At 55.3% G+C, this 16,797-nt stretch carries 16 protein-coding genes; all 16 read left to right on the forward strand.

The window, feature by feature from the left end; all coding sequences use genetic code 11:
• Window positions 1–10: 10 nt before the first annotated feature.
• The 16 genes from AC0R79_RS13340 (at window position 11) to AC0R79_RS13415 (ending at window position 16,567) form a co-directional block, all read left to right on the forward strand.
• A complete protein-coding gene (locus tag AC0R79_RS13340) occupies window positions 11–1,132 on the forward strand; it encodes a muconate cycloisomerase family protein (RefSeq protein WP_127797833.1) in 1,122 nt (373 codons plus the stop codon).
• A gap of 18 nt (window positions 1,133–1,150) precedes the next feature.
• Window positions 1,151–1,441, forward strand: coding sequence for a muconolactone Delta-isomerase (gene catC, locus AC0R79_RS13345; RefSeq protein ID WP_108561475.1), 291 nt, complete (start codon window positions 1,151–1,153; stop codon window positions 1,439–1,441).
• Window positions 1,442–1,479: 38 nt separating this feature from the next.
• Window positions 1,480–2,394: a catechol 1,2-dioxygenase gene (gene catA / locus AC0R79_RS13350; protein WP_474734794.1), complete on the forward strand. Its 915-nt coding sequence runs from the start codon at window positions 1,480–1,482 to the stop codon at window positions 2,392–2,394.
• A gap of 321 nt (window positions 2,395–2,715) precedes the next feature.
• Window positions 2,716–3,231, forward strand: a complete 516-nt coding sequence (locus AC0R79_RS13355) for an Hcp family type VI secretion system effector (RefSeq protein ID WP_007958075.1) — start codon at window positions 2,716–2,718, stop codon at window positions 3,229–3,231.
• 128 nt (window positions 3,232–3,359) lie between these two features.
• Entirely contained in the window at window positions 3,360–6,266 is a 2,907-nt protein-coding gene (locus AC0R79_RS13360; RefSeq protein WP_474734796.1) for a type VI secretion system Vgr family protein, read from the forward strand.
• A 34-nt stretch (window positions 6,267–6,300) separates the two neighbouring features.
• Window positions 6,301–6,564, forward strand: a complete 264-nt coding sequence (locus AC0R79_RS13365; RefSeq protein WP_025113301.1) for a PAAR domain-containing protein — start codon at window positions 6,301–6,303, stop codon at window positions 6,562–6,564.
• Between the two features lie 118 nt (window positions 6,565–6,682).
• On the forward strand, window positions 6,683–11,389 hold the full coding sequence (locus AC0R79_RS13370) for an RHS repeat-associated core domain-containing protein (protein ID WP_474734798.1): 4,707 nt from the start codon (window positions 6,683–6,685) through the stop codon (window positions 11,387–11,389).
• Window positions 11,390–11,406: 17 nt separating this feature from the next.
• Window positions 11,407–12,024 (forward strand): Imm43 family immunity protein, encoded by a 618-nt coding sequence (locus AC0R79_RS13375; RefSeq protein WP_474734800.1) that lies wholly within the window; start codon window positions 11,407–11,409, stop codon window positions 12,022–12,024.
• 121 nt (window positions 12,025–12,145) lie between these two features.
• Window positions 12,146–12,652: a DUF4265 domain-containing protein gene (locus AC0R79_RS13380; protein ID WP_474734801.1), complete on the forward strand. Its 507-nt coding sequence runs from the start codon at window positions 12,146–12,148 to the stop codon at window positions 12,650–12,652.
• A gap of 174 nt (window positions 12,653–12,826) precedes the next feature.
• The gene (locus tag AC0R79_RS13385) at window positions 12,827–13,258 is read left to right on the forward strand and encodes a DUF4265 domain-containing protein (protein WP_474734803.1); all 432 of its coding nucleotides are present in this window, start codon (window positions 12,827–12,829) and stop codon (window positions 13,256–13,258) included.
• 281 nt (window positions 13,259–13,539) lie between these two features.
• Window positions 13,540–13,803: a PAAR domain-containing protein gene (locus tag AC0R79_RS13390; RefSeq protein WP_474734805.1), complete on the forward strand. Its 264-nt coding sequence runs from the start codon at window positions 13,540–13,542 to the stop codon at window positions 13,801–13,803.
• 119 nt (window positions 13,804–13,922) lie between these two features.
• Window positions 13,923–14,537 carry an Imm43 family immunity protein gene (locus AC0R79_RS13395; protein WP_474734807.1) on the forward strand — a complete coding sequence of 205 codons (615 nt, stop codon included), beginning with the start codon at window positions 13,923–13,925 and terminating at the stop codon, window positions 14,535–14,537.
• A 17-nt stretch (window positions 14,538–14,554) separates the two neighbouring features.
• Window positions 14,555–15,175, forward strand: coding sequence for an Imm43 family immunity protein (locus AC0R79_RS13400; RefSeq protein ID WP_474734809.1), 621 nt, complete (start codon window positions 14,555–14,557; stop codon window positions 15,173–15,175).
• 23 nt (window positions 15,176–15,198) lie between these two features.
• The gene (locus AC0R79_RS13405; protein WP_474735100.1) at window positions 15,199–15,684 is read left to right on the forward strand and encodes a DUF4265 domain-containing protein; all 486 of its coding nucleotides are present in this window, start codon (window positions 15,199–15,201) and stop codon (window positions 15,682–15,684) included.
• A gap of 93 nt (window positions 15,685–15,777) precedes the next feature.
• Window positions 15,778–16,041, forward strand: coding sequence for a PAAR domain-containing protein (locus AC0R79_RS13410; RefSeq protein ID WP_169430019.1), 264 nt, complete (start codon window positions 15,778–15,780; stop codon window positions 16,039–16,041).
• A gap of 130 nt (window positions 16,042–16,171) precedes the next feature.
• Entirely contained in the window at window positions 16,172–16,567 is a 396-nt protein-coding gene (locus AC0R79_RS13415; protein ID WP_474734812.1) for a hypothetical protein, read from the forward strand.
• Window positions 16,568–16,797 lie beyond the last annotated feature (230 nt).

The raw sequence follows: 16,797 nt of genomic DNA on the forward strand, positions 1-16,797 counted from the left end.
GGACACTGAAATGAACCGGATCCTGATTGAAAACCTGTCGGCGATCATCGTCGACCTGCCGACCATCCGCCCGCACAAACTGGCGATGCACACGATGCAGAACCAGACGCTGGTGATCCTGCGTCTGCGCTGCAGCGACGGTATCGAAGGCATCGGCGAAGCCACCACCATCGGCGGCCTGGCCTACGGCTACGAAAGCCCGGAAAGCATCAAGGCCAACATCGACGCGCACCTGGCGCCGGCGCTGATCGGCATGGACGCGGACAACATCAACGCCGCGATGCAGAAACTGGACAAGATCGCCAAGGGCAACACCTTCGCCAAGTCCGGCATCGAGAGCGCATTGCTCGATGCCCAGGGCAAACGCCTCGGTATGCCGGTGAGCGAACTGCTCGGTGGCCGGGTCCGCGACAGCCTCGAAGTGGCCTGGACCCTGGCCAGCGGCGACACCGCCCGCGATATCGCCGAGGCCGAGCAAATGCTGGAGGCGCGGCGGCACCGGATCTTCAAATTGAAGATCGGCGCCAACCCGCTGGAACAGGATCTGAAACACGTGGTGGCGATCAAGAAAGCCTTGGGCGAGCGCGCCAGTGTGCGGGTCGACGTCAACCAGTACTGGGACGAATCCCAGGCGATTCGCGGCTGTCAGGTGCTCGGCGACAACGGCATCGACCTGATCGAGCAGCCGATCTCGCGGGTCAACCGCTCCGGGCAGATTCGCCTGAACCAGCGCAGCCCGGCGCCGATCATGGCCGACGAATCCATTGAAAGTGTCGAGGACGCGTTCAGCCTCGCCGCCGACGGCGCCGCCAGCGTCTTCGCCCTGAAAATCGCCAAGAACGGCGGCCCGCGCGCCGTGTTGCGCACCGCGCAAATCGCCGAAGCCGCCGGCATCGCCCTGTACGGCGGCACCATGCTCGAAGGCTCCGTCGGCACCCTCGCCTCGGCCCATGCGTTTCTCACGCTCAGGCAACTGACCTGGGACACCGAGCTGTTCGGCCCGCTGTTGCTGACCGAAGACATCGTCACCGAGCGCCCGCAATACCGCGACTTTCACCTGCACATTCCACGCACCCCGGGCCTGGGCCTGACGCTGGATGAAGAGCGTCTGGCGCGTTTTCGCCGGCACTGATTCCCCAAGGAGAACGCCATGCTGTTCCACGTAAAAATGACCGTGAAATTGCCCGCCGACATGGACCCGGCCGTGGCCACAAGGCTCAAGGCCGACGAGAAGGAACTCGCCCAGCGCCTGCAACGCGAAGGCCAGTGGCGCCACCTCTGGCGCATCGCCGGGCACTACGCCAATTACAGCGTGTTCGACGTGCCCAGCGTCGAAGCGCTGCACGACACCCTGATGCTGTTGCCGCTGTTTCCCTACATGGACATCGAGATCGACGGCCTCTGCCGCCACCCCTCGTCGATCCACACCGACGACCGCTGAGCCCGGACTCGACCCCACAACAAGATGAGGTGAACACCATGACCGTGAAGATTGCCCACACTGCCGAACTGCAGAAGTTCTTCGAAGAAGCCGCCGGTTTTGCCAACGATGGCGGCAGCTCGCGCTTGAAAACCATCGTCCTGCGAGTGTTGCAGGACACCGCCCGGATCATCGAAGACCTTGAGATCAGCGAAGACGAATTCTGGAAAGCCGTCGATTACCTCAACCGCCTGGGCGGCCGCTCGGAAGCCGGGTTGCTGGTGGCCGGTCTCGGCCTCGAACATTTCCTCGACCTGTTGCAGGACGCCAAGGATGCGCAGATCGGCTTGACCGGCGGCACGCCGCGCACCATCGAGGGCCCGTTGTACGTGGCCGGCGCGCCGCTGTACGAAGGTGAATGCCGGATGGACGATGGCAGCGAGGAGGGCGTCGCCACCGTGATGTTCCTCGAAGGCCAGGTGTTCGATTCGCAGGGTCAACCGCTCGCTGGCGCCACTGTCGACCTGTGGCACGCCAACACCAAGGGCACGTACTCGTTTTTCGACCAGAGCCAGTCCGAATACAACCTGCGCCGGCGGATCATCACCGACGCCGAAGGCCGCTACCGCGCCCGCAGCATCGTGCCCTCCGGTTATGGTTGCGACCCGCAAGGCCCGACCCAGGAATGCCTCGACCTGCTCGGCCGCCACGGCCAGCGCCCGGCTCATATTCACTTCTTCATTTCCGCCCCGGGGCATCGGCACCTGACGACGCAGATCAATCTGTCGGGGGACAAATACCTGTGGGATGACTTTGCGTATGCGACCCGTGAGGGGTTGGTCGGGGAGGTCGAGTTTCTGGAAGATGCAGCGGGACGTCGAGCCGAATTGAAGTTCGACTTCCAGTTGCAGCAGGCGCCGGATGCGGCGGCGCAGCAGCGCAGTCAACGGCCGAGAGCATTGCAGGAAGCCTGATTTCGGAGCTCTGATCGGATTGGCTGAGTTGCGCAAGAAGTTGCGCAGTAGTCCGTCATAAAACCACGGTAAAAATCGCTGGAGGCCTTACCGATAAAGGCCTCCAGCCAAGTGCGCAAGAAGTTGCGCAGCACTGCGCAACTTCTTGCGCACTTTTTCGATGTTTCCTACAGAAAAAATCGAAAAAATCCCACGCGAGCTCCGTAAACCCTTGATGGATAGTGGCCATGTGATAGCTGGCACGACTTTTGATAACTCCTTCGCCACCTGGGCAGGCAATCACGCCGTCCGGTTTTGTCTTTTGAGCAAGGAGCACGCCCCATGGCAACACCAGCGTACATGTCGGTTACCGGCGAAAAACAAGGCCTGATCACTGCCGGCGCCTTCACCGCCGACTCCGTTGGCAACACCTACCAGGAAGGTCACGAAGACCAGGTCATGGTTCAGGCGTTTACCCACGACGTGATCATCCCGCGTGACCCGCAATCCGGTCAGCCAACCGGTCAGCGCGTTCACAAGCCAGTTGTGATCACCAAGGTCTACGACAAGGCTTCGCCACTGCTGCAAGCAGCACTGACTTCCGGCGAGCGCATGAGCGAAATCGTTATCCAGTGGTATCGCACTTCGGCGCAAGGCACCCAAGAGCACTACTACACCACCAAACTGGAAGACGCGATCATCGTCGCCATCAACAACAAGATGCACAACTGCCAGGATCCATCGAACGCCCACTTCACCCACCTGGAAGAAGTGCAGTTCACCTACCGTAAAATCACCTGGACCCACGAAGTATCCGGTACTTCGGGTTCCGATGACTGGCGTGCTCCAGTCGTTTAATCGCGGCTGATGGTTGTACCGCCTCGGCCGGTTTAGCCGGTCGAGGCATCTTTACGACTCAAAGAATTTTTGCCGCCAGATCCTTAGCGATCTGGCGCGTATCGCAGCACTGCGCAAGGGACAAGGGAATGTTCTCACCGGCCAACCAGCCCCATTTCAATCTGACCATCGATGGCGCGGACAGCGATTTTCAGGTGCTGTCGTTCACCGGTCGGGAAGCCCTCAACACTCCCTTCGAATTCGAGCTGGAACTGGTCAGCGAAAAGGCCTCGATCAACCTCGAAAGCCTGCTGCACAAACTGGCGTTTCTTCAGCTGTCGCCGAGCGGCAGCGGGATCCACGGGCTGATCTACAGCATCGCCCAGGGCGAGGCGGGCAAGCGCCTGACCCGCTACAAAATCTCGTTGCGACCGCAGCTTTCGTATCTCGCGCACCGCTTCAACCAGCGCATTTTCCAGCAAATGACCGTGCAGCAGATCATCAGTCAGGTGCTGGAAGAGCACGGCATCCTCGCCAGCGATTACCACTTCCAGCTCAGCGCGATCTATCCCGAGCGCATCTACTGCACGCAGTACGATGAAAGTGACCTGCATTTCGTCCAGCGCCTGTGTGAAGAGGAGGGGATCCACTACCACTTTCAGCACACGGCCAGCGGCCACAAACTGACCTTCGGCGATGACCAGACGGTGTTCCCGAAACTCGCGCCGGTGGCCTATCAGCAGGACTCCGGGCTGGTGGCGGACAAGCCGGTGGTCAAGCGTTTCGGCCTGCGTCTGGCCACCCGCACCAGCCGCACCACGCGGCGCGATTACGACTTCGTCAAACCGAAAATCGAGCTGGAAAGCGACGCCAAAAGCAGCGCCCAGCCAGACCTGGAAGATTACGATTACCCGGGTCGTTTCGTGGATCGCGAGCGTGGCAAGCACCTGGCCAATCGCAACCTCGAACGCCATCGCAGCGACTATCGCCTGGCCGAGGGCAACAGCGATCAGCCGATTCTGGTCACCGGGCATTTTCTGGCCCTGACCGACCACGCCAACCCGACGTGGAACGACCTGTGGCTGCTCACCGAAATCTTCCACGAAGGCAAGCAGCCGCAAGTGCTGGAAGAGTCGGTGACCAGCGACACCACCGACGACAAGGATGACTTCCATCAGGGCTATCGCAACCGCTTCAACGCGATCCCGTGGGACGTGCCGTACCGTCCGCCACTGGACCACCCGAAACCCAAGGTTCTCGGTTCGCAAAGCGCCGTAGTCACCGGTCCCGAAGGCGAAGAAATCTTCTGCGACCAATACGGGCGGGTGAAGGTGCAGTTCTTCTGGGACCGCGAAGGCCAGCACGACGACAAGACCACCTGCTGGATGCGCGTTGCCTCCAGCTGGGCCGCTGAAACCTTCGGTTCGATCAATATTCCGCGGATCGGTATGGAAGTGTTGATCACCTTCCTCGAAGGCGATCCCGACCAGCCCTTGATCACCGGTTGCCTGTACCACGGCGCCAACCTGCCGCCGTACAAGCTGCCGGACTTCAAGACCCTGGCCACGGTCAAGAGCAAGGAATACAAGGGCAGCCGCGCCAACGAACTGCGCATCGACGACACCACCAGCGAGATCAGCATCGCGCTGCGCAGCGATCACGGCGCGAGCGCGATCAACCTTGGTTACCTGACCCATCCACGTCCTTCAGGTGGGCAGCCACGCGGCGAAGGTTTTGAGTTAAGAACCGACCGTCACGGCGCCGTGCGTGCCGGTGCCGGTCTGCTGATCACCACCGAACCGCGACCGAACGAATCCAAGCACCACAAGGACCTGCCGGAAACCGCCGAGCGCCTGGCCACCGCCAGCGATCAACAGGACGGGTTCGCCACGCAGGCCAAAGAGCTTCAGGCTCAAGAGGCCGGCGATCAGGACGACGTGGCCAAAGCGCTGCACGCCCAGCACCAAGGCGTACTCGGCAGCGGTCCGGCGAACCTCACCGCCAACGAATTCCCCGAGTTCACCGAGCCGCATCTGGTACTGGCGAGCCCGGCCGGTATCGCCCTGACCACGCCGCGCTCCAGCCATATCGCCACTGGCGAACACCTGGCGCTGAGCAGCACGGGGCACACCAGTTTCTCCATCGGCAAACGTCTGCTGGCCAGCGCCAGTCGCGGCATGCGCCTGTTCGTGCAGAGCATGGGCTGGCGGCTGGTGGCGGCGTCCGGCGACATCGACGTCAAGGCGCTCAAGGACAGCATCAACCTGCTGGCCAAACTCAACATCACCGCCAACGCTGACCGCATCACCATCACCGCCAAGACCGAACTGGTGATCCAGGGCGGCGGCAGCGCGACGACCTACAACGCCGGCGGCATCACCCACGCCACCAGCGGCCCGTACACCGCCCACGCAGCGAACTTCGCCTACACCGGGGCGAAATCCCTGGCCGGTGTGTTCCCGGAACCGCCGAAACCGGGCAAGGGCAATCTGGAGCTGTTCAACCAGTACGCCGGGCGACAGGGCATCAAGGACGGCGATTACGAAGTCATCGACGCCTTGGGCAAAAGCATCAAGGGCAAGCTCGACGCCAAGGGTTTCGCCAGCGTTGCCGGCGCCGCACCGGGGCCAGCGCGGGTGCTGTTCGGCAAGGATCCGGCGGACACCTGGAGCGATGGCAGCTACATCGGCAAGCCGGAATGGCCGTTGAGTCCGCCGGGCGCGGAAGACATCCCGAGCCAGGTGCAGGCGATGGTCGCGCAGGCGTTGCCGAGCAAAAACTGGGACATGTTGGAGAAGGGCAAGGAATTGGCACAGACAGGGATGGGCGCCGTGCAGACCGCGCAAGGCGCGATGCAAACGGCGCAGCAGGTGAAAGGCGTGATGCAGGGCGGAGCGGCCGGACTGCCGAAGCTGGCGAGTGCGGCGTTGCCGAGTGCGTCGGGGATTCTCGGGGCGGCAAGCAAGGCGGGCAAGTTGCCGAGTCTGCCGGCGCCGACGCTTCCAAAAACTTCCTTGAAAACCCCGGGCCTGCCGGCGGGTGAGATGCTGTCATGACAACGGAAACGATTTCAGTCAAAGGAGTGACAACATGAAAGACGCCATTCGTTTGGGCGACTCCACCACTCACGGTGGCAAGGTCCTCGAAGCGTTCTCCCGGACTGACCTCAACGGCAAGCCAATTGCCGGGGTCGGTCACAAGGTCAGTTGCCCTCTGTGCAAGGGGATTTTCCCGATTGCCGAGGGCAGTAGCACCTACACCGTCGATGGTGTGCCCATCGCGCTCGACGGTATGAAAACTGCCTGTGGTGCCGCGCTGATTGCCAGCGGCCCGAAAGGGGCGGTTATCAGTTGAATCACTGAATTTCGATAAGGAGCCAGATCTCTGATCTGTGGCGTTGTATCGCCCGGTCGCCAGAGGTCTACGCCTTCAATACCCCCCCCGATAAGAATCGGACCTGTTGGATGCTGTCATGACGACTGAAACTGCTGCGGTAAAACGAGAGTCCCAGGTCGCGGTTGTGCCGCTCAATCAGATTCAAGTAGCAGATGTCGGACGCGATGCTGCCAAGTTTGATGCATGGCTGCAGGAGGTCAGTGGCGGTTACGTCACCCTCGAGCGAATCAAATATGTCGCCGGAGCCCTGCCGGTAGTTGGCAACATCATGGCGTTGGTCGATGTCTTGAATGACATTGCCGTTTTATCTCGAAGTGAAAAGCGCGATCCGCTGGACTGGGTCAGCCTAGGCATCGACCTTATCGGTGTAATACCTGTCCCTGCGAATATGGCTGCCGCACGCATGAGCCTTCGACCGACGCTTTACCTGGTTCGGCAGGAAATGAAGGTGGCTGGCAAGGCGCTTTTGGGCGACGCGTTGATCAACGTGATTGCCGGTCACTTGAACGCAACGATTGTTGGCGAGATTGATAACTTCGTTAAGACCGCGCAATCCGCCTTGCCTGATCTGCTGGATAAAGCCGGGCAAAAGGGTGAAGAGTTCCTCAAGCAGATTGCCACGGGATTGAACGCTGTTGTCGATGCTGAACTTGATGCCGGTGCTGACCTCAAGCGAGCAGGGAAAAAAATGGACGGTGTGGGGGGGCAACTCCTGCACGATCCCGGCAAGGCCATCAGCAATATTTTTGACGCAGCCTTCGATGTCTACAAGGCCGCGGGAAAGGGCGTAGTCAATAGCGCTGCAAAGCATCTGTTGCCTCGGGAAGCCAAGAAGCTCGTTCACGATCAAACCAAGATACTGGTTGCCATGGGGCCGGAGTTAAAGGCTCAGCTGAAAAAGCTCAGTAATCCGAACATGCCGTTTTCCATTGGCGCGCTGCTGATCGTACTGACAAAGGCTGTCGAGGCCTGGAACTTGCGTAACAGGCGTGGTGTCGCTGGTCACGTGAAAGTCGGCGGAACGAGCCAGGCCAAACACAGGGCAGGTGAGGGCAGAACCGAAGTCAGGAAAACGGAAGTCCCGGCGAAGAAGAAACCCAATGCCGAAAAAAACGGTACCTGCCCGGGTACCTGCGACAGCATCAGCTTTGCAGTGGGCTCCGAAAGTATTGCTCACACGGATTTCAATTTGACCGGCCCGTTCCCGATCGAGTGGACGCGTATCTACAGCTCGGATCTGGATGCCTATGACCAAGGCGATCTGGGTGCACGATGGATCACTTCGTTCACCACACGATTCGACCTCGTTGACGGTGCCTTGCAGTTCCATGATGCGGATGGCCGCAGCCATGACTATCCGTTGCCCAAAGTTGACCTGTTCCATTACGACGCGATCGAAAACCTCACGGTTGTCCGCGTCAGTGACGACAAGCTGTTGCTCTGCCGTGGTTTCGAACGCAAGGAAACCTATGTTCGTCGTGGCCAGCAGTTTGTGCTGGTCGGTGTGGAGTTGCGAAGTGGCACTGGCATCATGCTGCATTACGAACACCGCTACGGTGATAGAACAGTTCTATCCGATCTGATTACGTATGAGGGTGATCCGAGCAAAGTGCATCTGCACCTCGGCACGATGATAGATGGACAAGGGCGTTTGACCGGACTCTGGGAAATCCGTGACGGTGAGCCTCTGCGTCAGCTTTGCTCCTATGTTTATGATTCCACGGGGGATCTGGTCCAGGCACAGGATGAAAACGGTGCTGCATGGCGTTATCAATACCAGCATCACCTGATCACCCGTTACACCGACCGCACCGGTCGCGGCATGAACCTGCAATGGCTGGGTCATGGTGCAGACGCCAAGGCAGTTCGTGAGTGGGCGGATGACGGTAGTTTCGATACCCGCCTGGAATGGGATGAAAACATTCGACTGGTGTACGTCACGGATGCGCTCGGTCATGAGACCTGGCATTACTTTGACAGTCTTGGTTACACCTATCGTATTCGGCACGCGGATGATCGCTCTGACTGGTTCTTCCGCGACAGCGCAAAAAACGTGGTCCGCCATGTCCGTGCCGATGGGCGCTCGGATCGCTATAGCTATGATGAGCGAAGCAATCTTCTCGAACACATTCGCACCGATGACACGGTGGTGCACTTCGCCTACGACGATCTCGACCAACTGATCAAGATCAGCGATGCCGAGGGCGGGCAATGGACAAGGGCCTATGACGACGGTGGCAACCTTGTCGAGAGCGTCGATCCACTGGGCAACAAGACCGAATACGCTTACAACCCGGCCGGGATGCCAACCTCTGTCAAAGATGCCAACGGCAATGAAAAGAAACTGGCTTACAACGCTTCCGGGCAATTGGTGGAGTACGTCGATTGTTCTGGCAAGACCAGTGCCTGGAAGTACAACGAACGAGGCCAGATGATTTGCTTCACAGACGCTGTCGGCCACAGTACCGAATACCGATACAGTGCCGGGCAGTTGACCTTGATCATGCACCCGGACAAGACCGAAGAACGCTTCGAGCGTGATGCCGAGGGGCGATTGCTGGCTCATGTCGATGGTCTGGATCGCTGTACAACGTGGAAGTACAGTGCGGCGGGGTTGATCGCTGAGCGGGTGGATGCGCTGGAGCATGCTGTTCGTTATCGCTGGGATAAACTCGGTCGACTGATTGCGCTGGAGAACGAGAACGAACGTCGTGCTCACTTCAACTACGATCCGGTCGGTCGTTTGTTAGAAGAAACCGCTTTTGACGGGCGTTCAACCCGTTATTCGTACGAGCCCGAAACCGGGCGGCTCGCGAAAATCTACAACGGTGAACATTGCGTCGAGGTGCGTTTTGACTCAATGAATCGTTTGATCGAACGCAGAGCAATTCTGGGTGATCAGCAGCAAAGCGAAACCTTCGATTACGACGGCAACAGCAAACTGATCATGGCTTGCAACGCCGATAGCCGCTTGCAGTGGTTCCATGATCCGGCGGGTAACATCCTGCGTGAGCATCAACACTATCTGGGCCTCGAGAGCCCGATGGTCGCCATATGGCAGCATGAGTACGATGCACTCAATCAACGCGTTGCAACACTGCGCCCCGATGGTCATCGAGTCAGTTGGCTGACCTACGGCAGCGGCCACCTGCTGGGATTGCGTCTGGATGACCATGAACTGGCCGGATTCGAGCGTGACGATTTGCACCGTGAAGTCGCTCGCCATCAGGGAAACCATCTGCTGCATACGCAGAAATGGGACCCGGCCGGGCGCCTACAAGCGCAAGTTCTGGAGCGCAGTGCCGATAAGTCCGTGCTGCTCAAGCGCGACTACCAATACGATGCCGCTGGCCAACTTACGGACATCAATGACAGTCGTCGGGGCCCGCTTTCCTATCGTTATGATCCTGTCGGTCGTTTGATCAGTGCCGCTACGCGTCTAGGAGTCGAAACCTTTGCGTTCGATCCTGCCGGGAATCTCCTGGATGAACGAGCCTTTGAAATCCGCCGGCCTCTGGACCAAGAGCCGGCGCGAAGCAAGCTGCTGGATAACGTGTTGCGTGAGTACGTGGGAACGAATTATGAGTACGACGAACGCGGCAATCAGATCAAACGCTGGAGTAACGACAGCGTCTGCGAAATGCGATGGGACCTGTTCGATCGCCTGGTGCATTTCGAAGATGATCGTCTGTCGATGGATTATGCGTACGACCCGTTAGGTCGCCGCTTGTACAAAAACTCTCGGGCGCACTACAAGCATCGTCCAGAGGCAGGTTCTCTGTGGAACCGTAATGAACATGCCCGCAAACAGCGTGAGCATGACTGTGGCTTCACGATGTTCGGTTGGGATGGTGACAATCTCGCGTGGGAGAGCAGTCCCCCGCAACTGGATGGCGATACTGGTCGCACGGTTCATTACATTTACGAACCGGGCACCTACAATCCCGTGGCACAGGCGCTGAGTCAGCAGCCTGTTCGTCTGGTGCCTCAACCTGAATACGGTGACGTTTACGCTGCGGACGAAGATCCATTGTGGAATCATGCTCCGGTTCCGCACCCGTTTGATGCGATTGCCTGGTATCAGTGCGATCACCTCGGTACACCCCAGGAAATGACCGATCAGCAAGGCAATGTGGCTTGGAGCGCGCATTACAAAGTATGGGGGCGGGCGGTTGAACAGCGTTCATCATCAGCGCTGCTGCAAGGGTTGAAAAACCCTATTCGCTTCCAGGGTCAGTATCACGACCATGAGACCGGACTGCATTACAACCGTCACCGGTACTACGATCCAGACGTCGGTCGCTTCGTTTCTCGTGATCCGATCGGGTACGCAGGTGGTATCAACTTCTATCAATATGCAATCAGTCCGACCCAGTGGGTCGATCCGAACGGTCTTTGCAGCACTGCACTCAATCGGGCACTGGGCGGAAAAACCCATGACAAGATGCAGGCCCATCACCTGATTCCCGAGGAAGTATGGGGACGGCAGGCCAGCTTCTTCTCGGATATCGGGATGGGTGGAGAACGCGATAAAAAGGAAAACGGATTATTGATGCCCGACAGTGCCGATCAGGCCAAGAAAACCAAACGTGTTTTTTACCATTGTGGGTCGCATGGTAAGGTCTATACGCCAATGGTTGAAAATATGGTTGAAAAAGTTCGTGATGATTACGATTCTGGCGATATTGATAAGGCACAGGCCCGCGCTCAGATTTCAGCAATCCAATCGAGACTAAGAGCGAGTTTGTCTGTCCCTGGAACAAAACAACGTCGAGTTCGATGAAGCAGGAGTTGTGCCGAATGAATTATTACGTGCTTTCTCAAAAGGAAGATGTTGGTTGCCCTATAGGGATTCTTTTTGCCGATCTCTTTGATAAGTACTATCCCAACACGAAGGGGGTTGAATTCGGCTTTTTTCCATGGTATGCGGAAAAGGGTAAGCCCGGGCCACGTACACCTTTTCCAGAAGGAATGGTTTTAATTTCCAAAGATAAGCACTATGACTTCGATATTCGTAGTGTTTCGAAGTTTTTTTATGTGGTGAGTGATGAGTTTTTAGCTATATGTAATAAGGTTAATGTGAATATAGTTGATAGCGTCAGAATTGAAGTGGTTTCCGAGGCAGGGGAGCGTATTTCTTCAAAAAATTACAATGCTGTACTGTTCGATGAAATGGATGTTCGGAAGAACTGTGATCCAGCTTCTACGTTCGTCGAGGAAAATGGTAGACCCGTCAGGTTCAAGAAATTAATTCTCCCCGATGAATGGGATCTAGATATTTTCAAGTACAGGAGACTCGTTTCAGGTAGCGATAGTCTGATTTGCTCTCAGTCGTTCAAGGATTTGGCGATCGATTTAAAGGGCGTTGAGTTCACTCCATTGGAAACAGTTGTCTGGTCTGGGATTCGAAGGGTTTAAAGGATGCAGGTCGGAGTTGCCAATTGAATAGCGCTATTCGCCTCTGATAGATATTGATTGTGGTCTATATAAATCTGTCCCCTTTAATATTTGGCGCATCAAAACCTTGAGCGGATCTATTATGAGCGATATTTTTCACAAGATTATTTTTGAGTTGACACCGGATGAAGATGATTATCCGCCAGTCTCTGCTGAGTCGATTTGGGGAATCTATAAGGGGAACGATCTTTACCAAATCGATAACACACCGTACTACGCCTATGGTGTTAGTAAGGGTGATTGTGTACAGGCAAAATCGAATGAGAATGAACTGATAGCGACGAAGGTTGTAAAGCAAGGTGGGCACTCGACAGTCAGAGTGTTTGCAAGCGATGTCGGGAAAAAATCAAGCATTATCAAGACGCTTGAACAACTGGGCGCTTCGTGCTCATCTAATGAAGAAATGTCATTGTTTACAGTGGATATTCCTGACGGATGTGATTTTTCAGCGCTCGACGAGTATCTTTCTTCTATTGCGGATGGAGAAAATATTGCCTATGAGGATGCTTGCCTTCAGCACCGTGAAATCGAACCCTCTCGTATGACTGAATGTTTGTTGTTAGCGTCCATTCCATTTGCGACGCACTGATTTCAAGGCTGGTTTTTGTGGTCGTGTTGAGTTGGTACTGTTTTAGTTGATTGAGAAAAAGAGAAATTTGTTTTTTCATCATTTCTGTACTGTATAAAACTGAGAATCATCTGGCCGGCCTCCTCGTATATGTAACCTCGATAAAGTGATACCTACACACCTTAAGGCTCTGAGATGGAAAAGCTCTTTTTTAGATTGGTGATAACGGACGACTATCCGCCGGTCTCTAGCGAAAGCGTTTGGGCAGAGCGACTAGCTTCCGGGGCGTTCATTGTGAGGAACATCCCGTTCTATTCGAAGGAGTCTTGCCTTGATGACGAGGTGCTGGTCAAACTTGGTGTCGACGGTGAGCATTATTTTGAACGGGTTACCACGAGCAGTGGTAACAGCACCATTAGGATCATTTTATTTGATGCGGGAAAACCACACATGTCGGCTGTCTTGGCGTCACTGGTCAACATTGGATGCACGTGGGAAGGAATGAGCGAACACTTCTTTTCTGTGAATATTCCGGCTGACGTTTCCCTTGATGAAGTGATAGAAAAGTTGGTTGTGTGTGAGGAAAAGGGGTGGCTCGATTACGAATATGGCTTACTCCGTCAGTAAATTTTCAACTGCTCGAACAACGGAATGAGAGACAGCGTTTAGGGGCTGCGATTGAGTAACAGTACAAGCCATGAATGACCAAGCGTTCAAAGTGTGTCGAGACAAACTGGTTACATTCGATCGCTACGAGAACCCGGAAGATGCTCGTGAGTTCTCGGCGCTCGTGAGCAGTGTCCGCGACGAGCTGTATAACCAAGCGGGTTGAGTAAAAAAAGAAAAGTCTGCTTGCTGATCCGCCAGTCAATCACAGCAGCCCAATTTCAGGTCAATGGAGTGACGTAATGAAAGACGCAATCCGCCTCGGCGACTCCACCACCCACGGTGGCAAAGTCCTCGAAGCCTTCTCCCGCACCGACCTCAATGGCAAGCCTACAGCCGGAGTCGGTCACAAGGTCAGTTGCCCATTGTGCAAGGGGATTTTCCCGATTGCCGAGGGCAGCAGCACCTATACCGTCGATGGGGTGCCCATCGCGCTCGACGGTATGAAAACTGCCTGTGGTGCCGCGCTGATTGCCAGCGGCCCGAAAGGGGCGGTTGTCAGTTGAATCACTGAATTTCGATAAGGAATCAGATCTCCGGTCAGCGATTCATCCAAGACTGAGAGCCAGTCTTTCCGTACCTGGCACAACACAGCGCAGACTTAGATAAGCAGGGAGAAGGGGTTATGGAATACTTTGTGCTTTCTCAAAAAGAAGAGTCCGGTTGCCCGGTCGGATTCTTGCAGGCGGATCTATACGATAAATTCTATTCAGATACCAAGGGCGTCGAGCATGGTTTTTTTTCGTGGTACGCGGAGAAAATTCATTACAAAACGCACACGCCTTATCCAGAAGGCATGGTGCTTATTTCCAAAGACAAGTTCTATGACTTTGATATACGTAGCATTGCCCGCTTTTATATAGTCAGTGACGAATTCATGTCTGTTTGCAGCGAGATGGATGTTGCTGTTACTGATTCGGTGCCAATCAAGGTGGTTTCCAAAGCTGGAGAAAGTATTTCATCCAGGAACTACAATGCTGTTCTATTTGAGGAGCTGGATGCGCGCTCGCAAACTGACCCGGCATCGACTTTTATAGAGGAGGATGGGTTGATCTTCAGATTCAAAAAGCTTGTGTTGCCAGCAGGCTTTAATCGGAATTTGTTCAAGTTCAAGGGGCTGATTTCTGGTAGTAATACGCTTATCTGTTCCAGTGAGTTCAAGAAGCTCGCGGAAGGGATCAAAGGGGTAAATTTCACTCCTCTGAAGGATGTGATCTGGTCGGGCGTGAAACCTATTTGACTACGAGCACAGAGTTTATGAATTTTTATGTGCTTTCACAGAAAGAGGAGCAGGGCTGTCCTGCCGGGATCTTACGTGCTGATCTTTTCGACAGATATTATTCTTGCACAAGAGATGTTGAATTTGGTTTTTTTCCCTGGTACGCGGAAAGGGGGAAGCCCGGGCCGCGTACACCCTTTCCGGAAGGCATGGTTTTAATCTCCAAAGATGAAAACTATGAATTCGATATTCGCAGCGTTTCGAAATTTTTTTATGTGGTGAGTGACGAATTTTTAGCCGCCTGCAATAGCTTCAACGTGGATGTGGTTGATAGCGTCAGGATTGACGTGGTTTCGGAGGGCGGAAAATGCATTTCCTCAAAGCGTTACAAAAATGCGGTGTTGTTCGACGAGTTGGATGTACGGACAAACTGCGATCCAGCCTCTACGTTTGTAGAGGAAAAGGGCAGGCCGATCAGATTCAAAAAATTAGTGCTCGCTGATGATTGGAAATTCGATCTTTTCAAGTATAGGAGACAGGTATCAGGAAGTGATAGCCTGATCTGTTCTCAGGCGTTCAGGGATGCGGCAATCGATTTCAAGGGTATTGATTTCACTCTTTTGGAAACGGTTGTCTGGTCTGGGATTAGACGAATATGAAAGATGTAAAACCGGATTTTCGCCTGGTCGATAAAACCAGTCCTGTTCATATTCACGTATTTGCAGGTAATAGCTCTGATGGCCCGGTATACGAGGAGCTCCCGGCTCGTCATTTAGGCACGACAGCCTATGAACTGCTGTCCTCGCCCGGGCTGGCGCTGAATATGGCCCGCGGAGACGTCATCTCAATCGAAAACAAAAACACCCATGCGGTAGTGCTTGAACGAGGTGGTAACTTTTGCATCCACATCTACGCCGATAACATTCATGCTGCGGATATCGCTGAGCTGGAAGGCGATGTCCGGTGTGAACTGGGTGGAACGCTGGACGGTGTGTTCGAGGGCAATCTTTCGCTAGCTGTTCCAGCGAGCAACGGGATGAACAAGATCAGCGAGGTTTTTGACCGATTTCGCGATAGAACCGGGATTCAATGGTATTACGCCAACATCTATCAGAACCTGGATGACGATGATGACGAGACACTGTTGAACTGGTGGCTCGAAGGCTGACGACCCTGCGCCACGGGCGCAAAATTCATCATCGATACCCAAGGGTACGAAGACGTGTGGATGGCTGAGTAACCAGGTCAAAGGAGAGACAACATGAAAGACGCAATCCGCCTCGGCGACTCCACCACCCACGGTGGCAAGGTCCTCGAAGCCTTCTCCCAAACCAACCTCAACGGCAAGCCGATTGCCGGGGTCGGTCACAAGGTCAGTTGCCCATTGTGCAAAGGGGTATTCCCGATTGCCGAGGGCAGCAGCACCTACACCGTCGATGGCACACCCATTGCACTGGACGGTATGAAAACAGCCTGTGGGGCGGCGCTGATTGCCAGCGGGCCCAAAGGGGCCGTTGTCAGCTAAATCGATATTTGTAATTGCCGTCTCCATGACGCGGCCTTTTCGGCGCGTTATTTGAACAAGACATGCTTCACCCAAAACATGCTTCACCTCAAAAAGAGCTCAAAACGCTCCAACATTTAAAGGAATAAATATGAAGACCGCTTCTTTGATTCTCGCCATGGCAGCCGCGTTTGGCACCAGCACGCTTGCCTACGCCGAAGGGCAAGACGCCGCCACTTTGAAAGGGATATACGACAACGGTCGCAACATGTCAGGCCTGATCAAAAGCTGCGTCGACAAGGGATTCCTGAAAGCGGACAGCACCGAGAACGCCAACAAGATGGCCGCATTCGTGGGCAACATGCCTGGCGATTTCGACAAGCGTGACGGCGACAAGAGCGAACAGTCTGGCCGTAAAGGCGAAGTGTTCACGGATGGGGAATACAAGAGCCTGGAAAGCAATCTGCCGCCGAACCTCACCCTCAAACAATGGTGCGAACAGGCGGATCAGGGTATGCGCGAAGGGTTGCAACGCGTCGGTCTGTAACCGTCAGCTGACTCAGGACCGACGCGATTGCCGCGATCGGTCCTGATGTCAGTGGAGCCTCTTCGAAAGACAGACCTAAGCTAATGCAAAAAAGATATTTGTTCGGTGTTTTTAATATCGTTTAGTTTTGTTTCATAGACGAATCAAAAGCATCAAACCGATAGACCTCCCGATTGCCATGACGGCACACGCTGAATCGATCACGGACTCTTCAGGTTTGATTCACACGG

The organism is Pseudomonas sp. HD57-3, assembly GCF_056113135.1.

What these genes read in the sequence shown, in the direction of transcription:
- AC0R79_RS13340 (WP_127797833.1), top strand. Translation starts at nt 11, where the DNA reads ATGAACCGGATCCTGATTGAAAACCTGTCGGCGATCATCGTCGACCTG.
- catC (WP_108561475.1), top strand. Translation starts at nt 1,151, where the DNA reads ATGCTGTTCCACGTAAAAATGACCGTGAAATTGCCCGCCGACATGGAC.
- catA (WP_474734794.1), top strand. Translation starts at nt 1,480, where the DNA reads ATGACCGTGAAGATTGCCCACACTGCCGAACTGCAGAAGTTCTTCGAA.
- AC0R79_RS13355 (WP_007958075.1), top strand. Translation starts at nt 2,716, where the DNA reads ATGGCAACACCAGCGTACATGTCGGTTACCGGCGAAAAACAAGGCCTG.
- AC0R79_RS13360 (WP_474734796.1), top strand. Translation starts at nt 3,360, where the DNA reads ATGTTCTCACCGGCCAACCAGCCCCATTTCAATCTGACCATCGATGGC.
- AC0R79_RS13365 (WP_025113301.1), top strand. Translation starts at nt 6,301, where the DNA reads ATGAAAGACGCCATTCGTTTGGGCGACTCCACCACTCACGGTGGCAAG.
- AC0R79_RS13370 (WP_474734798.1), top strand. Translation starts at nt 6,683, where the DNA reads ATGACGACTGAAACTGCTGCGGTAAAACGAGAGTCCCAGGTCGCGGTT.
- AC0R79_RS13375 (WP_474734800.1), top strand. Translation starts at nt 11,407, where the DNA reads ATGAATTATTACGTGCTTTCTCAAAAGGAAGATGTTGGTTGCCCTATA.
- AC0R79_RS13380 (WP_474734801.1), top strand. Translation starts at nt 12,146, where the DNA reads ATGAGCGATATTTTTCACAAGATTATTTTTGAGTTGACACCGGATGAA.
- AC0R79_RS13385 (WP_474734803.1), top strand. Translation starts at nt 12,827, where the DNA reads ATGGAAAAGCTCTTTTTTAGATTGGTGATAACGGACGACTATCCGCCG.
- AC0R79_RS13390 (WP_474734805.1), top strand. Translation starts at nt 13,540, where the DNA reads ATGAAAGACGCAATCCGCCTCGGCGACTCCACCACCCACGGTGGCAAA.
- AC0R79_RS13395 (WP_474734807.1), top strand. Translation starts at nt 13,923, where the DNA reads ATGGAATACTTTGTGCTTTCTCAAAAAGAAGAGTCCGGTTGCCCGGTC.
- AC0R79_RS13400 (WP_474734809.1), top strand. Translation starts at nt 14,555, where the DNA reads ATGAATTTTTATGTGCTTTCACAGAAAGAGGAGCAGGGCTGTCCTGCC.
- AC0R79_RS13410 (WP_169430019.1), top strand. Translation starts at nt 15,778, where the DNA reads ATGAAAGACGCAATCCGCCTCGGCGACTCCACCACCCACGGTGGCAAG.
- AC0R79_RS13415 (WP_474734812.1), top strand. Translation starts at nt 16,172, where the DNA reads ATGAAGACCGCTTCTTTGATTCTCGCCATGGCAGCCGCGTTTGGCACC.